This window comes from Sphingobacterium sp. T2 (genome assembly GCF_000814685.1).
In the GTDB taxonomy this organism is placed as follows: domain Bacteria; phylum Bacteroidota; class Bacteroidia; order Sphingobacteriales; family Sphingobacteriaceae; genus Sphingobacterium; species Sphingobacterium thermophilum.
The window spans coordinates 1-15,911 of record NZ_JXAC01000071.1 but is presented as its reverse complement, the minus strand read 5'-3'; the positions used below and the strand labels follow the sequence as shown (position 1 = coordinate 15,911).

Annotated in this window: 11 protein-coding genes and 2 pseudogenes; 5 read left to right on the top strand and 8 right to left on the bottom strand. The window is 41.9% G+C overall.

The annotated features are described in order from the left end of the window. The first annotated feature begins 114 nt into the window (after nucleotides 1-114). From glmS to SD31_RS19945, 3 genes and pseudogenes are all read left to right on the top strand, one after another. Nucleotides 115-1,958: pseudogene (gene glmS / locus SD31_RS05595) on the top strand (glutamine--fructose-6-phosphate transaminase (isomerizing)). A 2-nt stretch (nucleotides 1,959-1,960) separates the two neighbouring features. Then, on the top strand, nucleotides 1,961-3,187 hold the full coding sequence (locus SD31_RS19950; protein WP_156138226.1) for a DUF4954 family protein: 1,227 nt from the start codon (nucleotides 1,961-1,963) through the stop codon (nucleotides 3,185-3,187). Between the two features lie 85 nt (nucleotides 3,188-3,272). Further along, nucleotides 3,273-4,127 (top strand): hypothetical protein, encoded by an 855-nt coding sequence (locus tag SD31_RS19945; protein WP_410528237.1) that lies wholly within the window; start codon nucleotides 3,273-3,275, stop codon nucleotides 4,125-4,127. Between the two features lie 36 nt (nucleotides 4,128-4,163). Here SD31_RS19945 and SD31_RS05585 read toward each other — a convergent pair whose 3' ends face one another. The 7 genes from SD31_RS05585 to folB form a co-directional block, all read right to left on the bottom strand. Further along, complete coding sequence (locus tag SD31_RS05585) at nucleotides 4,164-4,814, bottom strand: DUF421 domain-containing protein (RefSeq protein WP_039053411.1); 651 nt, start codon at nucleotides 4,812-4,814, stop codon at nucleotides 4,164-4,166. 4 nt (nucleotides 4,815-4,818) lie between these two features. After that, entirely contained in the window at nucleotides 4,819-5,640 is an 822-nt protein-coding gene (gene ligD, locus SD31_RS17150; RefSeq protein ID WP_410528236.1) for a non-homologous end-joining DNA ligase, read from the bottom strand. Between the two features lie 14 nt (nucleotides 5,641-5,654). Then, a complete protein-coding gene (gene ligD / locus SD31_RS05580) occupies nucleotides 5,655-7,358 on the bottom strand; it encodes a non-homologous end-joining DNA ligase (RefSeq protein ID WP_197053553.1) in 1,704 nt (567 codons plus the stop codon). Nucleotides 7,359-7,448: 90 nt separating this feature from the next. Continuing rightward, on the bottom strand, nucleotides 7,449-8,159 hold the full coding sequence (locus SD31_RS05575; protein ID WP_231561213.1) for a Ku protein: 711 nt from the start codon (nucleotides 8,157-8,159) through the stop codon (nucleotides 7,449-7,451). 12 nt (nucleotides 8,160-8,171) lie between these two features. Further along, on the bottom strand, nucleotides 8,172-9,161 hold the full coding sequence (locus SD31_RS05570; protein ID WP_039053410.1) for a DNA topoisomerase IB: 990 nt from the start codon (nucleotides 9,159-9,161) through the stop codon (nucleotides 8,172-8,174). 161 nt (nucleotides 9,162-9,322) lie between these two features. Further along, nucleotides 9,323-9,766, bottom strand: coding sequence for an Hsp20/alpha crystallin family protein (locus tag SD31_RS05565; protein ID WP_039053409.1), 444 nt, complete (start codon nucleotides 9,764-9,766; stop codon nucleotides 9,323-9,325). Nucleotides 9,767-9,921: 155 nt separating this feature from the next. Further along, on the bottom strand, nucleotides 9,922-10,287 hold the full coding sequence (gene folB / locus SD31_RS05560; RefSeq protein ID WP_039053408.1) for a dihydroneopterin aldolase: 366 nt from the start codon (nucleotides 10,285-10,287) through the stop codon (nucleotides 9,922-9,924). A gap of 122 nt (nucleotides 10,288-10,409) precedes the next feature. Between folB and SD31_RS05555 the strand changes: the two genes are divergently transcribed. Then, nucleotides 10,410-12,578: a S9 family peptidase gene (locus SD31_RS05555; RefSeq protein ID WP_039053407.1), complete on the top strand. Its 2,169-nt coding sequence runs from the start codon at nucleotides 10,410-10,412 to the stop codon at nucleotides 12,576-12,578. Nucleotides 12,579-12,792: 214 nt separating this feature from the next. Then, nucleotides 12,793-15,607, top strand: a pseudogene (gene carB, locus SD31_RS05545) (carbamoyl-phosphate synthase large subunit); the annotation flags it as partial. Nucleotides 15,608-15,701: 94 nt separating this feature from the next. Here carB and SD31_RS05540 read toward each other — a convergent pair. Beyond that, the coding region (locus SD31_RS05540; RefSeq protein WP_039053405.1) for an SUMF1/EgtB/PvdO family nonheme iron enzyme at nucleotides 15,702-15,911 on the bottom strand (210 nt) is incomplete at its 5' end.

Here is a 15,911-nt window from a genome sequence, read left to right as displayed (position 1 = left end):
AGAACAAAAAATTAATATTAAGATTTCTTTTTTAATAAGAGTAAATCAATTTAACTTTAACACCAATAAATAACATAACATTTTATTTGACCTATTAACTAAAATTATAAACTTATGTGTGGTATAGTAGGATATATCGGCAATAAGGACGCTTATACGTATCTAATCAATGGTTTAAAAAGATTGGAATACCGCGGATATGATAGCGCAGGTATCGCCCTTCATAAAGGAAACGACTTTCTCACCATCAAAAAAGCAGGTAAAGTGGCAACCTTAGAAGCCGCCTTTCATGGATATGACACCTCAACCTCCTTGGGAATAGGCCATACACGCTGGGCAACTCACGGCATACCCTCCGACAATAATGCTCATCCTCACGTTTCTGCGACAGGAAAGTTTGTGCTTGTTCACAACGGCATCATAGAAAACTATGCTTCCATCAAGGAAGAACTCTTACAAAAAGGCTATAAGTTCAACAGCGATACCGACACGGAAGTGCTTGTAAACTTCATCGAAGATATTTACCTGAACAACCAATGTCCTGTAGAAGAAGCTATACGTATAGCACTCAAAAGAGTGGTAGGAACCTATGTCATACTTCTCCTATCCAAAGACCACAGTGACACACTCTTCGCTGCTCGTAAGGGCAGCCCTCTGGTTATCGGAATAGGCAAGAACGAACATTTCCTCGGCTCCGACGCCTCCCCTATGCTTGAATACACCAAAGAAGTAGTATATATCAATGACTATGAGCTTGCCATCATCACCCCGGAACAGCTTATCCTGAAAAATCTGGGAAATGAGACCGTCACGCCTTACATTCAGAAATTAGACCTCGAGCTGGCAGCCATAGAAAAAGGTGGATACGACCACTTCATGATCAAAGAAATATATGAGCAGCCGCAGGCTATTACCGATTCCCTACGAGGAAGACTTGATCCTATCGAGCTTACCTTGCGTCTTAGTGGTCTCGAAAAAATTAAAGATAAGCTGCTGCAGGCTCGCAGGATAATCATTGTAGCATGCGGAACCAGCTGGCACGCCGGACTTTTGGCCGAATACTGGATAGAAGAGTTGGCACGCGTAAATGTAGAGGTTGAATACGCTTCCGAATTCAGATACCGCAACCCTATAATAACACCCGAAGATGTTATCATAGCTATTTCCCAAAGTGGCGAAACGGCAGATACCTTGGTAGCCTTAGAAAAAGCCAAAGCCCAAGGAGCCACCATCTTCGGTATTGTCAATGTTGTAGGTTCTTCCATAGCACGTATTACTGACGCCGGCATATACACCCATGCCGGGCATGAAATTGGCGTAGCAAGCACCAAAGCTTTCATCACCCAGCTTACCGTACTTCTTTCCTTTGCGCTGAAACTGGCTGAATACCGCAACACCATCTCTCCCGAATTGCAAAAACAGCTCTTCAAAGAAATGAACGATCTGCCAAGAAAAGTAGAATCTATCCTCACAGAGTCAAAAGATAGTATTAAACAGATTGCCGAAAAGTACAAAAACGCAGGCAGCTTCCTCTATCTCGGAAGAGGGTATAACTTCCCTATAGCCCTTGAAGGAGCCTTAAAGTTGAAAGAAATAAGCTATATACATGCGGAAGGCTATCCTGCCGCGGAGATGAAACACGGCCCTATAGCTCTCGATAGACGAAAATCTTCCCGTCGTATTCAATTGCTACAAAAGATAGAGTTCACGAAAAAATCATCAGTAATATGCAGGAAATAAAGGCTCGCAGAGGGAAGCTGATAGCCGTAGTTTCCCAAAACGACCAACTCGCCCTCGGCCTGGCTGACGACAGCATTACTATCCCGGAAACACATGAGCTAATCTCCCCTATCCTTGCTGTGATACCGCTACAGCTGCTCTCCTACTATGTAGGAACAGGACGCGGCATAGATGTAGATAAACCTAGAAATTTGGCTAAATCCGTAACAGTAGAATAAGTATGAGCAACGTTATACAAAGACCTCTGGCAGAATTAGGAAAAAGCTGGAACGTGGAACTGACTTCAAGAAAGCAGCTTCACCTACCGGCAAACTACCCTAAATTGGAAAAAAGATATCGCCCCCTAACAGACGGCGAAATTGCAATTCTCTTAAAAAATAACAACCACGCGGCGGATTGGAACAACATATGGGTTAGCGATATATTTAACCCCGAACAGATAAAGAACTCCTCTTTCTATGGCGTTGTAAAGATTGGGGATATCCCCCCTCATTATCTGGACTACAGAGATCTTCAGCTGCCCTGTGGTATTTATCACAGCTGCCTTATCAACAGCATCGTGGGCGACAACAATGCTATACACCATGTGCGATATATGGCCAACTTCATCACGGGTGACAATGTCATCCTTTCCAACATCAATGAAATGGAAACCAGCTACAACGCTAAGTTTGGTAATGGCATACTCAAACAAGGGGAAGATGAAGACAAACGAATATGGATAGAGCTATGTAACGAAAATGGGGGTCGCGCCATCCTCCCATTTACAGGTATGCAGGCTGCCGATGCCTTCCTTTGGACCCGCTATCGCCATGACGACATCTTACAGAATAAGCTTGTGGAAATCACAGAAAATCCTTTCTCCAAAGAAGGAGGCTTCTTCAGCGAAATCGGAAACAATGCCGTCATTAAAAACTCCAACATGATCAAAGATGTAATCATTGGCGACCATACTTACATCAAGGGAGTAAATAAACTTAAAAATGTAACCATCCACTCCACCCGTGAGGCTTACACTCAAATAGGTGAAGGCTGTGAAATCGTAAACGGCATAATCGGCTATGGCTGTAGGATATTTTATGGTGTGAAGGCCGTAAGATTTATCCTCTCCTCCTTCTCCCAACTAAAGTACGGTGCCCGTCTGATAAACTCCTTCTTGGGAGATAACTCCACCATTTCCTGCTGTGAAGTACTCAACTCCCTACTTTTTCCTGCCCATGAGCAACATCACAACAATTCCTTCCTCTGTGCCGCCTTGGTCATGGGACAAAGCAACATGGCCGCAGGAGCAACAATAGGATCCAACCACAACTCCCGTGCTGCGGACGGGGAGATCCATAGAGCCCGACGCGGCTTCTGGCCAGGACTATGGTGTAAGCCTGAAACACAACTCCTATTTTGCCTCCTACACCCTCATTGTCAAAGGAGACTTCCTTCACGAACTTAACATAAAAATTCCTTTCTCGTTGATCAGCAACGACGTGAAGAATGACCGTCTCATTATCGTGCCAGCCTATTGGTTTTTGTACAATATGTACGCCATCATGCGTAACAACCATAAATTTATCGCTCGTGATAAGCGAACCATTAAAAATCAATACATAGAATACGACATTCTAGCGCCCGATACCATCAATGAAATGTTCGATTCCTTAAACATCGTCGAAGAAGCGGTCATGCAAAGTCTATCTTTGGACAACCTCCACAATGCCCAAAATCTTCTGAAAGACGAAAAACAACAAATCCTTCAGGATGTATATATGCAAAATGTGGAATGTTCTAAAAGAAAAGTGGTGCTTTTAAAACCGAAAGAGGGTTATAATCTTTTTAAACGGCTGATACGTCACTATGGCACACAGCAGCTGGTAGACCTCCTTTTCCATTTGCCCGAAAATAGAATTGACCTTCAAGAGATTGTTCATCATCAATCTGCGGAAAGAAAACAATTCGAAAACATCGGAGGACAGCTCGTTCCTAAGGAAGACCTTCACTCACTCTTGCAAAACATCAAGAATGGAACACTTCAAGATTGGAACAGCATACATCAGGAGTATCATAAATGGAGCAAAAATTACCTCAAAGAAAAACGCATGCATGCCTTGGCTTCCTTGGCAGAAATAACCGAAACGCCTATTCCCTTCTGGAATAATGCATTTATAAAAAATCTTATCACTGAAAGTATATATACACAAAAATGGATTTTCGAAGAGATATATAACTCTCGTCGTAAAGATTATGCAAACCCTTTTCGGCAGATGGTGTACGAGGATACAGCCGAGATGGACAAGGTGGTCGGAAAGCTGAAAGACAATTCATTCATCCAAAAAGAGAAAAAAACATTGGAAGACTATATCGCAAAAGCAGAAAAAATCCTTCAGAAATTATAGGCTGCAGGTCATCCTTAAACAAGGATGGCCTATTATTTAAGCTCGCCGAATTGTACAGATAGCAGCCGTCCATTCAGCGCGTTTACACCGCATACACTGTTGATGTATGTTATCCAGGTGCTCTAAAACATTTCCACAATACATACAAGCACAAGGCTGTCCCTTCGGCACAGATTCCAAAACTTTATATCTGTCCGGAAAAAGGGGCATCCCATATTTCACTTCTTCATCCTTGAAATACAGAATGCTGAGTGTGGCGTCCGCCTCCAGAAGAGCCAATTTAACCTGTCCCAGATGTTCTACGGAGTGATTTCGAAGCTCAGCAAAAAACTCCATCTGTGAGAAATCGCCATCTTTTTCATGCTTCAACTCAAACATTCCATCCCGCACGATGACCATAGCCCTACCTTCCAACAAAACATGGAGCCCTTTCCACCGCGCACTTATCCAAGTTATTACCTTATACAACAATATAATGGTGAATAGCACAATCACACCATATAACAAAGGGACATCTTTCTGAAACATGGGATCTCCAGCAGCAGACCCCATACCTAAAATTATAGCAACCTCAAATAAAGTAAGCTGACGCACCCCGCGTCGTCCCGACAAACGTAACACTATCAGGATTACCAAAAACATCACGCCTGTGCGATAAAGTATTTCCCCCACAAATGATAGCTCCATAATTTTATAATTTTTCTAACCTTTTTATGGCTTGCAGTATGTTTGCGCCCCTGCCCAGCACTGGTTTAAAAAGATCTCCTTTCTCTTTTACCCTGTCCAAAGCATTGAAAATCGTAAAATCTGTAGGTTTAAGTCCCTTTTTCACCTCATACCATTCTAACGACATAGATATGGTGCCCTCCTTTCGTGGGCGAAGACTGTAAACACTTGCCAAGGTCTGTCCTCTTCTGTTCTGTAGATAGTCCAAATATATTTTTCCCTTGTCACGCTTCTTGAGACTTCGCTCCAAAGTGGTAAGTTCTGGAATTCTGGTCTGCACCAGCTGCATCAGCAAGTGGGCAAAATCCTTGACCTGTGCAAAAGGATATTTGTTGCCCATAGGCACGTAAATATGCATGCCACTACTTCCGGAAGTTTTGGGATACCCCTTCACTTTTGCGTCATCGAGCACTTCTTTTACGACCAAAGCCACTTCGATAACATCATCAAAATTATTGTTTTCCGAAGGATCCAAATCCAACACCATATATGTAGGACATTCTATATCGGAAATCTTGCTAGTCCAAGGGTTCAATTCTATGCATCCTAGATTATTGAGATATGCCAAGGACGCCTTATCATTGCAGACAAGATATTCGATATTCTTATCTGTACTTTTGGAGAAGATGCTTTCCGTGGCAATCCAGGCAGGCGTCTCGTCAGCAGCATCTTTTTGATAGAAATTTTGCCCTTCAATACCGTTCGGAAAACGGTTCATAGATTGAGGTCTATCTTTCAAATGAGGAAGAATATAAGGTGCCATCTGCTGATAGTAATCCATCACCATACCTTTGGTAATTTCTAACTGAGGAAATATACTTTATCCGGGTTGGTAATCTTAACCTTATGACGACCAATTCGGAGCAGCTTATCATCTCCTGAAAAGTTCTTTTGGGATTTCATCTTTAAAGAAGGTTTTACCTCTGATAGCATTTTATCCATATTAAAATCCACCTCTTCCGCTCTCTTATCTTTTCTCAAATGCATAAACACAGGATGCCTGTAAATCAACTCTTTGGTAAGCTCCGTAAATTTTATTTCAGCCACCAACTTAGGAGTTAGCCACATTGTCTTTCCATTGGTTTTGGGACGCTCTGGAAAAGGAGATGTTTTTCTGATAAAACGTTTCATCTTCCGGGCTAACATTTCCAAATCTTTATCCTTGAATCCTGTTCCCACATGACCGCAAAACACAAGTTGTCCTTCAGAAAACTTCCCTAAAACGAGCGAGCCAAAATGTTTTCTGGATCCTTTAGGAGCTGTGAAACCACAAATAAGCACCTCATCCGTTTGATCCACCTTTATTTTCAGCCACTCTGAAGATCGTATTTGGGGTGTATACGAGGAATCCACCCTTTTGGCTATAATACCTTCCAACCCCAAACGTCGGGCTTGCTCAAAAAATTTCTTTCCTTTTTCCAGAACAAAGTCGTGATACTGTATCAGCTCGTGCTGCTGAAGGGCTTCACTAAGCAACTCCTTACGCTGCAGATAGGTAAGCTCCATAGTAGAATGGCCATTCAACCACAAAAGATCAAACACTTGAAATACTACGGCCTGCTGATTCTCCTCCTCCATATTCTGCAGCCGTTGGAAACTAGGCTTACCCTTAGCATCATAAGCTATTATCTCCCCATCCAACACCATATCATAAACCTGCAGCTGTAATGCATTGGCGATGTTGGAAAACGTAGAAGTAAAGTCCTTTCCGTTACGGGAATAAAGCTTCACCTTCGTTCCTCGTAGGTCAGCAATAGCTCTATAACCATCCCATTTGATTTCAAAAGCCCATTCCTTACTATCAAAAGGCGTGTCTTCTATTTTGCATAGCATAGGCTTAATAATCTCGGGAAATTTGTCCTTCTCGGTCTTTTTATAGTTTTTAGCCCGAGATATGGGAACGACCTTTTTAGAAGGGCGCGCCTTTTTCTTTTTATCCAGATAAGCTGTCACCTTGGAATCTGATGATATATAATCCTCGGCCGAATATTTTTTCTTTACTGAAAATTCGTCCTTATGCTTGATAAGCAGCCAAGCATTCTCTTGCTTGGCATCTTTAATCTTTACCAACGCAAATTCACCTTGTAGTTTTTCGCCATGCAGAACAAATTTTAGACTTCCATTATTAATCTCCTCTCGCATGACTTTATTGGGATTCTCTCCTTTACCTTGCGTCAGCGGAACATAATAACCTTTATCCCAAATTTCTACTTCTCCAGCCCCATAGTTTCCTTGAGGTATCGTCCCCTCGAAAGTCCTATATTCAAGAGGATGGTCTTCCACCATCATTGCTAGGCGCTTGTCGGAAGCGTTGAGAGAAGGCCCCTTGGGGATAGCCCAACTCTTGAGCACACCATCTACCTCCAGCCGAAAATCGTAATGCAGACGGGAGGCGGCATGACGTTGCACCACAAAATGTAATTTCTTTCCTCCCCGTCTCTTACGTCCCGGCGGCTCCGAAGTGCTTCTGAAATCACGTTTGTCATTATATTTTTTCAGCACCATCCTCTTTTCTCCTTCTATTAACCCGCATTTTTATCCCCTTTTTCAAGGCTAGCCTTCAACATTGCCATCAAATCTGAAGTCTTCACTTCCTCATCTTTTATAGGCACAACCTTTATTTTCTTGCCTTTGGCCTTCTGTTTTAATGATTTTAAGCAGCTTAGCATTATACGTATCTTTAAAATCTTTCGGGTCAAAAGGCTTTGCCAGTGATTTAATCAAAGACTCAGCAAGTTTGATCTCTGCCGTCTTGGGAGCAGCCTTTCTTGTCGGTATGTCGAGTTCTCCATAATCCCTCAACTCCTCTGGATACCGCATCCTATTCAGCATCAACACCTTATTATCATAAGGCCTAATAAGCCCTAATATTTCACGCTCATGCATTACGAAAGAGCCAATACCACCCATTTTGGTTTTCAGTAAGGCTTTCAGCAGTAGATTATAGGCAGCTTCGCCATTTTTTTGAGGTTCTAAAAAATAAGGCGTATCAAAAAAGACGGTATCAATGTCCGCTTCTTTGACAAACTGCGATATGGTAATAATCTTGGATTTTTCCGGACTAGCAGCCTCAAAGTCTTCATCTTCCAACACCACATATTTATCTTCCACCTTATAGCCTTTTACAATATTTTCCCAAGCAACCTCTTTACCTGTTTTCTCGTTCACTCTTTTATAACGAATATTGCGCAGATCTTTTTTATCCAGCATATCCAGATCCAAGCTCCGCGATTCTGTCGCAGAATACACCTTTATAGGGATATTTACCAACCCGAAGCCTATAGCTCCATTCCATATTGATCTCATAATAATATCTTTCTAATCTTCTAACCTACGTTTAAGCAGACAGAGCACACCAAGCTCTTCCACGGAAAGATTGTCATTCTTCTTCAAGAGTCTGTTTACCTCCTTCTTAAAGTAGCATAAAGTCCTGCCTTGCGTATAATTATCGATGATTCGGGGGTCGATGTACGACTTGCGGGCAATAGCCGGCGTATTCCCCAACCTTTCACTCACCGCCACCACCGCCTGCTTAATATTTTTGCTTAACTTTCGCTGATCAGCTTCCTCGATAGCTCCCAGCTCATCCAAGCTCATGGCAGCAATAACCGTCCCCGCCCAAGTCCTAAAATCTTTGGCCGAAAATTCGGGGCCCATCACTTCCCGAATATATTCGTTAAGGTGCTGACTTTTTACGTCCTGTATTTTCCCATCTTCATCGATAAACTTAAAGATTTCATATCCCGGCAACTCATCGATCTGACGCACTACCCGAGCCAACTGTGCGTCTACAACCTGCTTTTCCTGAGACTGCCAAGACTTTCCGACATATGTGAATAGCAGCTTATCCCCTTCAATTTTCAAATGTTTGGATCGTAAGGTAGTAAGACCATAACTTTTGTTGTTTCTCGCATACACATCACTGCCCGGCCTGAAGAAGGCTATATCCAACAGACGAACCATACATGCCAGCACCTTATTCCTGTCGAGCTTTCTCTTGCGAAGATGTTGCCCTGTAACCATACGCATATGTGGAAGCTGCCTCGCAAAATGAAGAATACGATCGAATTTTTTCTGTTCCTGACGTTGCCTAAAAGAACTATTGTATACGTATTGTTTCCTACCTTTAGAGTCGTAGCCCGTAGCACGTACCTTAGCTCTTGGAGAAGCATTAATCTCTACCCTCTTCCATGCAGGTGGGATGACCAGCGACTTAAATAAAGCAAGAAGTTTGTCGTCCTCCACCTTCTTTGCTTCCGAATCCACATAGGTGAATCCTTTACCCGTCTTTTTTCTATAATAGCGCATGAGTGTTGGATAATCTAAAACCTTATCTTATAGAACTATCGAAAAGAGAAAAAAGTTCTCCCACAAACTATTACAACATAAGAACATCACAACCTTAAAAAACAAAAATGCCCTCCTGAGGAGGGCATTTTGCTACTAACCAAAACTATATATCCACTATTTTACTTTACTTCAATCAATCGTTTAGCTACTACAGCCTCTTCTTTCTTGCCGATCTTCACTTTCAATATACCATTTTCGTAGGTAGCCTCAATATTGTTATGGTCTACGATTTCTGGTAAAGTGAACGAACGGGTAAAAGAATTGTAGCTGAATTCTTTCTTGCTGTACAACTTATCTTCAGTAGTACGTTCTTCACTCTTCTCAACAGAGATAGAAATAATATTTTTGTCAACGTTTATCTTGAAATCCGATTTTTGTAAACCCGGAGCGGCCAACTCTACCAAAAACTCCCTTTCGGTTTCGGTAATGTTTACTGCCGGAATGCGGGTCACTAATCTATCCGTAATAAACGAATCATTAAAAAGATTATCGAAAATGCTGTTGATGAATGGATTTACAACATCAGTGTTAACTGCTTTAGTTGGAAATTTAATCAATGCCATATTTATATCCTCCTTTTATATTTTAATTCAGAATCAATTTCGTTTAGCATTATTCAAGTTCCATACCACCCTATTTTTTAGGACATTTTGTCATAAAAAATAATTTTTACAAGACAAAATGTCATTTCTTTATTTATTAAGCACGATCAAGTGACTTATAAATCCTTTTTATAAGTCAGACTTACTTCTGAGGTTGCTAAATCTCCGCCAAACGGAGGATTTATTTTCTTAAGAGCAACATAAATTTCCTCCGCAAACGGATATTTTTCCAAGGTAATATTTAGAATGTCTTCCAAAGCAGACTCCAACAGCTTGCGTTTAGGCTTCATCACCTCCATGACTACAGCATACAACTCTTCATAATTAATGGTATTCTCAAGTTTTTCCATATCGGCCTGACGGAAAGGGAAGACTACTTCAAGATTTACTACAAACTCATTTCCTACTACTTGTTCCTCTTCGTAGAAGCCTATAGGCGCATAAACCCTCACATCCTTTAAAGATACTCTCTGTGTTATCATACCATAAAGGTACACATTTTAGCAGGCAGTAAGCATGCTCTTTCTCACCTTTTAAAATCATAATCGTTACAAAATTTTATTACTAAAAGCACTATTTTAGTAGCATTACATTTTTTTTGAACATGAAAAGATTACTTTTTTTCCTGCTGATAGGCAGCAGTACCTCGGTTTATGCACAACGTAATTTCACTATAGAAGAAACGGTTTTCGGACCGAACAAATTTGCTCCCACAACTCTCTATGGTTTACAGTGGACTAAAAAGAATGACATACTTACCCACTTAGACGCTTCCTACCAAAAACTTATAGCCCGTCAAGCCAAAGACAATTGGACAGAAAAAGAAATTGCCAACATCACGGACCTCACTAACGCTCTACGTCATGCACTCCCGCAAGACACGTTCGAGCTTAGAATATTTCCATTCAGCTACGATTGGGTTGACGACAACACCTTAGCGTTTGAGCTAACGACAGACAAGGGAGTACATCTTGTAGAATACAATATAGCCAACAAAAAGGCTACGGTCATAAAATCCTATCCGAACAATATCCCCAACATAGAAAAGCAAAAGCACTATGCTTATTCTATAAACAACAACATTCTAATTGTCACCGAAAGCGGCGAAAAGATTGTGGTTACCAAGGACACTGTTGACGGAATTGTGAACGGTAGTGACTATGTACACAGACAAGAGTTCGGAATAAAAAAAGGAATGTGGTGGTCCCCTGACAACCAAAAGCTACTATATTACCGAAAAGACGAATCCATGGTCACCAAATATCCACTACCACAATGGGACAGCCGGGTAGCCACCACCCAATACATACGCTACCCTATGGCGGGAATGAAGTCCGAAGAAGTGTCGCTGGTAGTTTTTGACATAAGCAGCAGAAAACATATCACCCTAAAGACAGGTGAACCCAAAGAGCAATATCTTACTAGTGTAACTTGGGACCCAAACAGTGAACACATCTATGTAGGCGTACTCAATAGAGGACAAGACCACCTCAAACTCAACAAATACAACGCTAAGACGGGTGAATTCGTAAAAACACTGTTTGAAGAGAAATCCGACACCTGGGTGGAGCCGCAACACGATTTGATTTTTGTACCCAATACCCCAAACCAATTCTTATATCAGACAGACAAAGATGGTTTCAACCAACTTTATCTATACGACACCGAAGGAAAACTAATCCGCCATCTGGGATACAAAGACGTTATTGTCACAAACTTCAAAGGTTTTAACAGCAACTACACCAAAGCCTATTATATTGGCGCCAGCAACAAAGGACTTGAAAGACACCTCTACGAGGTAGAGCTTAAATCCGGAAAGACAAAGCAGCTGACGACAATCCATGGTGTACACAATGCTTCCATAAGCCCTAGCGGCAACTTCGTTGTAGACCAGTTCAGCAACTTAAATACACCTAACATAGTTCAGATCATAAACACAAAAAAAGGAACTAGCAAAGAGTTGCTTAGAGTACATAACCCTTTCGAAGGGAAGATAAACCTACCGAAGATAGAATTTAAGGAGTTATTATCTCCGGATGGCAAGACACCACTCAACGCACGGATTACTTATCCTACAAATTTTGACCCGTCGAAAAAATATCCAGTGATGGTTTATCTGTATGGTGGCTCTCACGCTCAGATGATTACAGATCGATGGCTTGGCGGCATAGGGTACTTCGACCTTTACATGGCTCAAAACGGCTACATCGTCTTCACGTTAGACAATAGAGGTTCCGACGCGCGGGGTCGTGACTTTACACGTGTGACACACCGACAGCTAGGAGAAAACGAAATGGCAGATCAGCTTGTAGGAATAAACTTCCTAAAGTCCCTCCCTTATGTAGACAAAGACAGAATGGGAATCTTCGGATGGAGCTACGGAGGCTTCATGGCCACCTCCATGATGACCAAACACAATGAAACATTCAAGGCCGGTGTAGCAGGAGGTCCTGTAATGGATTGGAAATACTACGAAGTCATGTATGGCGAACGCTACATGGATACTCCACAAGAAAATCCAGAAGGCTATGAGAAAACATCCCTACTTAATAAAGCCGATAGATTAAGAGGTAACCTATTGATTATCCATGGCGCTCAAGACCCGGTAGTAGTACAACAGCACAGTATGCAGTTTATCGAACAGTGCATCAAGCAAGGGGTGCAGGTAGATTACTTTCTCTACCCTACACACGAACACAACGTCCGCGGCAAAGACCGTGTACACATGTATCAGAAAATCGCCAACTATTTTGATTTACATCTGAAAAAATGAATATCAAGCCTTACCACTACGGTGAGGCTTTTTTATGGTTCCATACTTTATTGAATTCTTACAATAAATATTCATCATTTATGGATGAATTTAAAAATAAAATACATAACTTTGCACTCCGACAAAGCAGTCGGAATACTCTTCAGAAAAAGGCATTTCTTCCGCTTTGTACATCAACAAATGGTACATTTAAACATTTTGATTAAATAATATAATGCCTAGAAACACCTCCATTAACTCCGTTTTAATTATTGGTTCTGGTCCAATCGTAATCGGACAAGCATGTGAATTTGATTATTCAGGATCTCAAGCAGCCTTATCATTAAAAGAAGAAGGCATCAAGGTCTCGATTATCAACTCGAACCCTGCAACAATCATGACAGACAAAGTCGTTGCAGACAATGTTTATTTATTGCCGCTTACCTGCGAAAGTATTGAACAAGTACTTCAAGAACAGCAAATCGACGCTGTACTTCCTACCATGGGAGGACAGACCGCTTTGAACTTATGTATCGAAGCTTCAAATCGTGGTATTTGGGATAAATACAATGTGCAAGTAATCGGTGTTGATGTTGCTGCTATCGAAAAAACGGAAAACCGTGAAGAATTCCGCCAACTGATGGTAGATATCGGTGTCGGTGTTGCTAAATCAAAAATTGCCAACTCTTTCTTAGAAGGTAAAGAAGCTGCTCAGGAAATCGGCTTCCCGCTGGTTATCCGTCCTTCGTACACGCTAGCAGGTACAGGAGGTGGCTTCGTACACAGCAAAGAAGAGTTTGACACCGCATTAAACAGAGGTTTGCATGCTTCACCAACACACGAAGTATTGGTAGAACAAGCGGTATTGGGATGGAAAGAATTCGAGTTGGAGTTGTTGCGTGACAAAAACGATAATGTCATCATCATCTGTACTATCGAAAACTTCGATCCTATGGGTATCCACACAGGAGATTCCATAACCGTGGCGCCAGGCATGACATTATCCGACAAATGTTACCAAGAGATGCGTAATCAAGCTATCAAGATGATGCGCTCTATAGGTAACTTCGCAGGAGGATGTAACGTACAGTTCTCCGTAAACCCTGAAACAGAAGAAATCATAGCCATAGAAATCAATCCTCGTGTATCGCGCTCTTCAGCCTTAGCATCCAAAGCTACAGGTTACCCTATCGCTAAGATTGCTGCTAAATTGGCTATCGGATATACGTTGGATGAACTTCAAAACCAAATTACTAAAACAACATCTGCGTACTTCGAACCTACCTTAGACTATGTGATTGTTAAAGTTCCACGCTTTAACTTTGACAAGTTCAAAGGCGCCAACAAAGAGTTGGGCTTACAGATGAAAGCTGTAGGTGAAGTGATGGCTATAGGTCGTACATTCATCGAAGCTCTTCAAAAAGCAGCTCAATCATTGGAAATCGGGCGCGCGGGCTTAGGTGCCGACGGCCGTCAGTCTCGCAACTTGGAAGAAATCATGCATAGCTTAGAACATCCAAGTGCTGAGCGTGTATTCCATATCAAAGATGCTTTTGAACTGGGTGTGCCTTTGGAGTCGGTGCGTAAAGCTACACGCATAGACAAGTGGTTCTTAGTACAGATTCAAGAATTGGTACACTTGGAGCAGGAACTTCGTCGCTACCAGTTGTCAAATATCCCTCGCGACTTCTTCATGACTTTAAAACAAAAAGGTTATTCAGATCAACAAATCGCTTGGATATTAGGCAATGTGACAGAAGACGATGTATATGCACGTCGTAAAGAATTAGGAATCAACCGTGTTTACAAAATGGTAGACACATGTGCTGCCGAGTTCCCTGCACATACACCATACTACTACTCTACTTTCGAAGACGAAAACGAGTCTATCGTTTCAGATAAAAAGAAAATCATCGTATTGGGTTCTGGTCCTAACCGTATCGGACAAGGTATAGAATTTGACTATTCATGTGTTCACGGTCTGTTGGCAGCTAAAGAGTGTGGTTATGAGGCTATCATGATCAACTGTAACCCTGAGACGGTGTCTACAGACTTCAACATGGCGGACAAACTATACTTCGAGCCTGTATTCTGGGAGCACGTACGTGAAATCATCGAGCTAGAAAAACCGGAAGGTGTTATCGTACAGCTTGGTGGACAGACAGCACTCAAGATGCTGAGCGACCTAGAAAAATTAGGAGTGAAGATTATCGGTACTTCTTTCAAAGATATGGACTTAGCAGAAGACCGTGGCCGCTTCTCAGACCTATTGAAAGAATTGGATATTCCTTATCCTAAATACGGTGTAGCTACCACTGCAGAAGAAGCAATCAAAGTAGCCAACGAAGTGGGTTATCCTGTACTGGTACGTCCTTCATACGTGTTGGGTGGTCAGGGCATGAGCATAGTTATCAACGATGAAGATTTGGAAAATGCCGTGGTGAAGCTGTTGAACACTCTTCCGGGCAACCATATCCTGATCGACCATTTCTTAGACCGTGCAGAAGAAGCTGAGTCGGATTCTATCTGTGACGGAGAAGACGTACATATCATCGGTATGATGGAACACATCGAACCTGCAGGTATCCACTCGGGAGATTCGTCGGCAGTACTTCCTCCATACAGCCTGTCAGAGACTGTAATTAAGAAAATGGAAGAATATACGGTTAAGTTGGCCAAAGCTCTTAACGTAAGAGGTCTTTTGAATATTCAGTTTGCCGTAAAAGGTGAAAACGTTTATGTAATCGAGGCTAACCCTCGTGCTTCACGTACCGTTCCTTTCATCGCTAAGGCTTACGATGTTCCTTATATCAATATCGCAACAAAAGTGATGTTGGGAGCCAACAAGCTTAAAGATTTCAAAATCGAAACGTAAGCTCACTGGATGGGCTATCAAAGAGCCGGTGTTCTCATTCTCTAAATTCCCTGAAGTAGATAAAAAGTTAGGACCGGAAATGAAGTCTACAGGTGAAGCAATCCGCTTTATCAAAGATCTTCAGGATCCATACTTCAGAGAATTGGTAGCACAAAAATCCATTGTTTTTGAACGCACAATAAGGTCAATACATAAGCTTACAATAAAATATAAGCCCTCATCACTGGTGAGGGCTTTATTATTTTGTAGGTTTCACATTTTGTTTGAAGTTACGGAAGATCTTTTACACAGCGGAATCCCACATGATTGGTAGGGCTATTCACTTCAGCCTTACCTCGTGCGCCTGCTTTATAGCGTTCACAATACTGGTCGTAACATAAGAAAGACCCTCCGCGCTGCACCCGCTTTATTAATCCCGGCTCCAAAGGGTCGTGCGAATGGTCCGGGCCTTTAGGATCTTTACGATCCTCCTTACTACA

Bases quoted from the DNA above. Each gene is read 5' to 3' on its own strand.
- ligD (WP_410528236.1), bottom strand. From the start codon at position 5,640: ATGGTGATGGATTACTATCAGCAGATGGCACCTTATATTCTTCCTCAT.
- SD31_RS05555 (WP_039053407.1), top strand. From the start codon at position 10,410: ATGAAAAGATTACTTTTTTTCCTGCTGATAGGCAGCAGTACCTCGGTT.
- SD31_RS05565 (WP_039053409.1), bottom strand. From the start codon at position 9,766: ATGGCATTGATTAAATTTCCAACTAAAGCAGTTAACACTGATGTTGTA.
- SD31_RS19950 (WP_156138226.1), top strand. From the start codon at position 1,961: ATGAGCAACGTTATACAAAGACCTCTGGCAGAATTAGGAAAAAGCTGG.
- SD31_RS05575 (WP_231561213.1), bottom strand. From the start codon at position 8,159: ATGAGATCAATATGGAATGGAGCTATAGGCTTCGGGTTGGTAAATATC.
- ligD (WP_197053553.1), bottom strand. From the start codon at position 7,358: ATGGTGCTGAAAAAATATAATGACAAACGTGATTTCAGAAGCACTTCG.
- SD31_RS05585 (WP_039053411.1), bottom strand. From the start codon at position 4,814: ATGGAGCTATCATTTGTGGGGGAAATACTTTATCGCACAGGCGTGATG.
- SD31_RS05570 (WP_039053410.1), bottom strand. From the start codon at position 9,161: ATGCGCTATTATAGAAAAAAGACGGGTAAAGGATTCACCTATGTGGAT.
- folB (WP_039053408.1), bottom strand. From the start codon at position 10,287: ATGATAACACAGAGAGTATCTTTAAAGGATGTGAGGGTTTATGCGCCT.
- SD31_RS19945 (WP_410528237.1), top strand. From the start codon at position 3,273: ATGTACGCCATCATGCGTAACAACCATAAATTTATCGCTCGTGATAAG.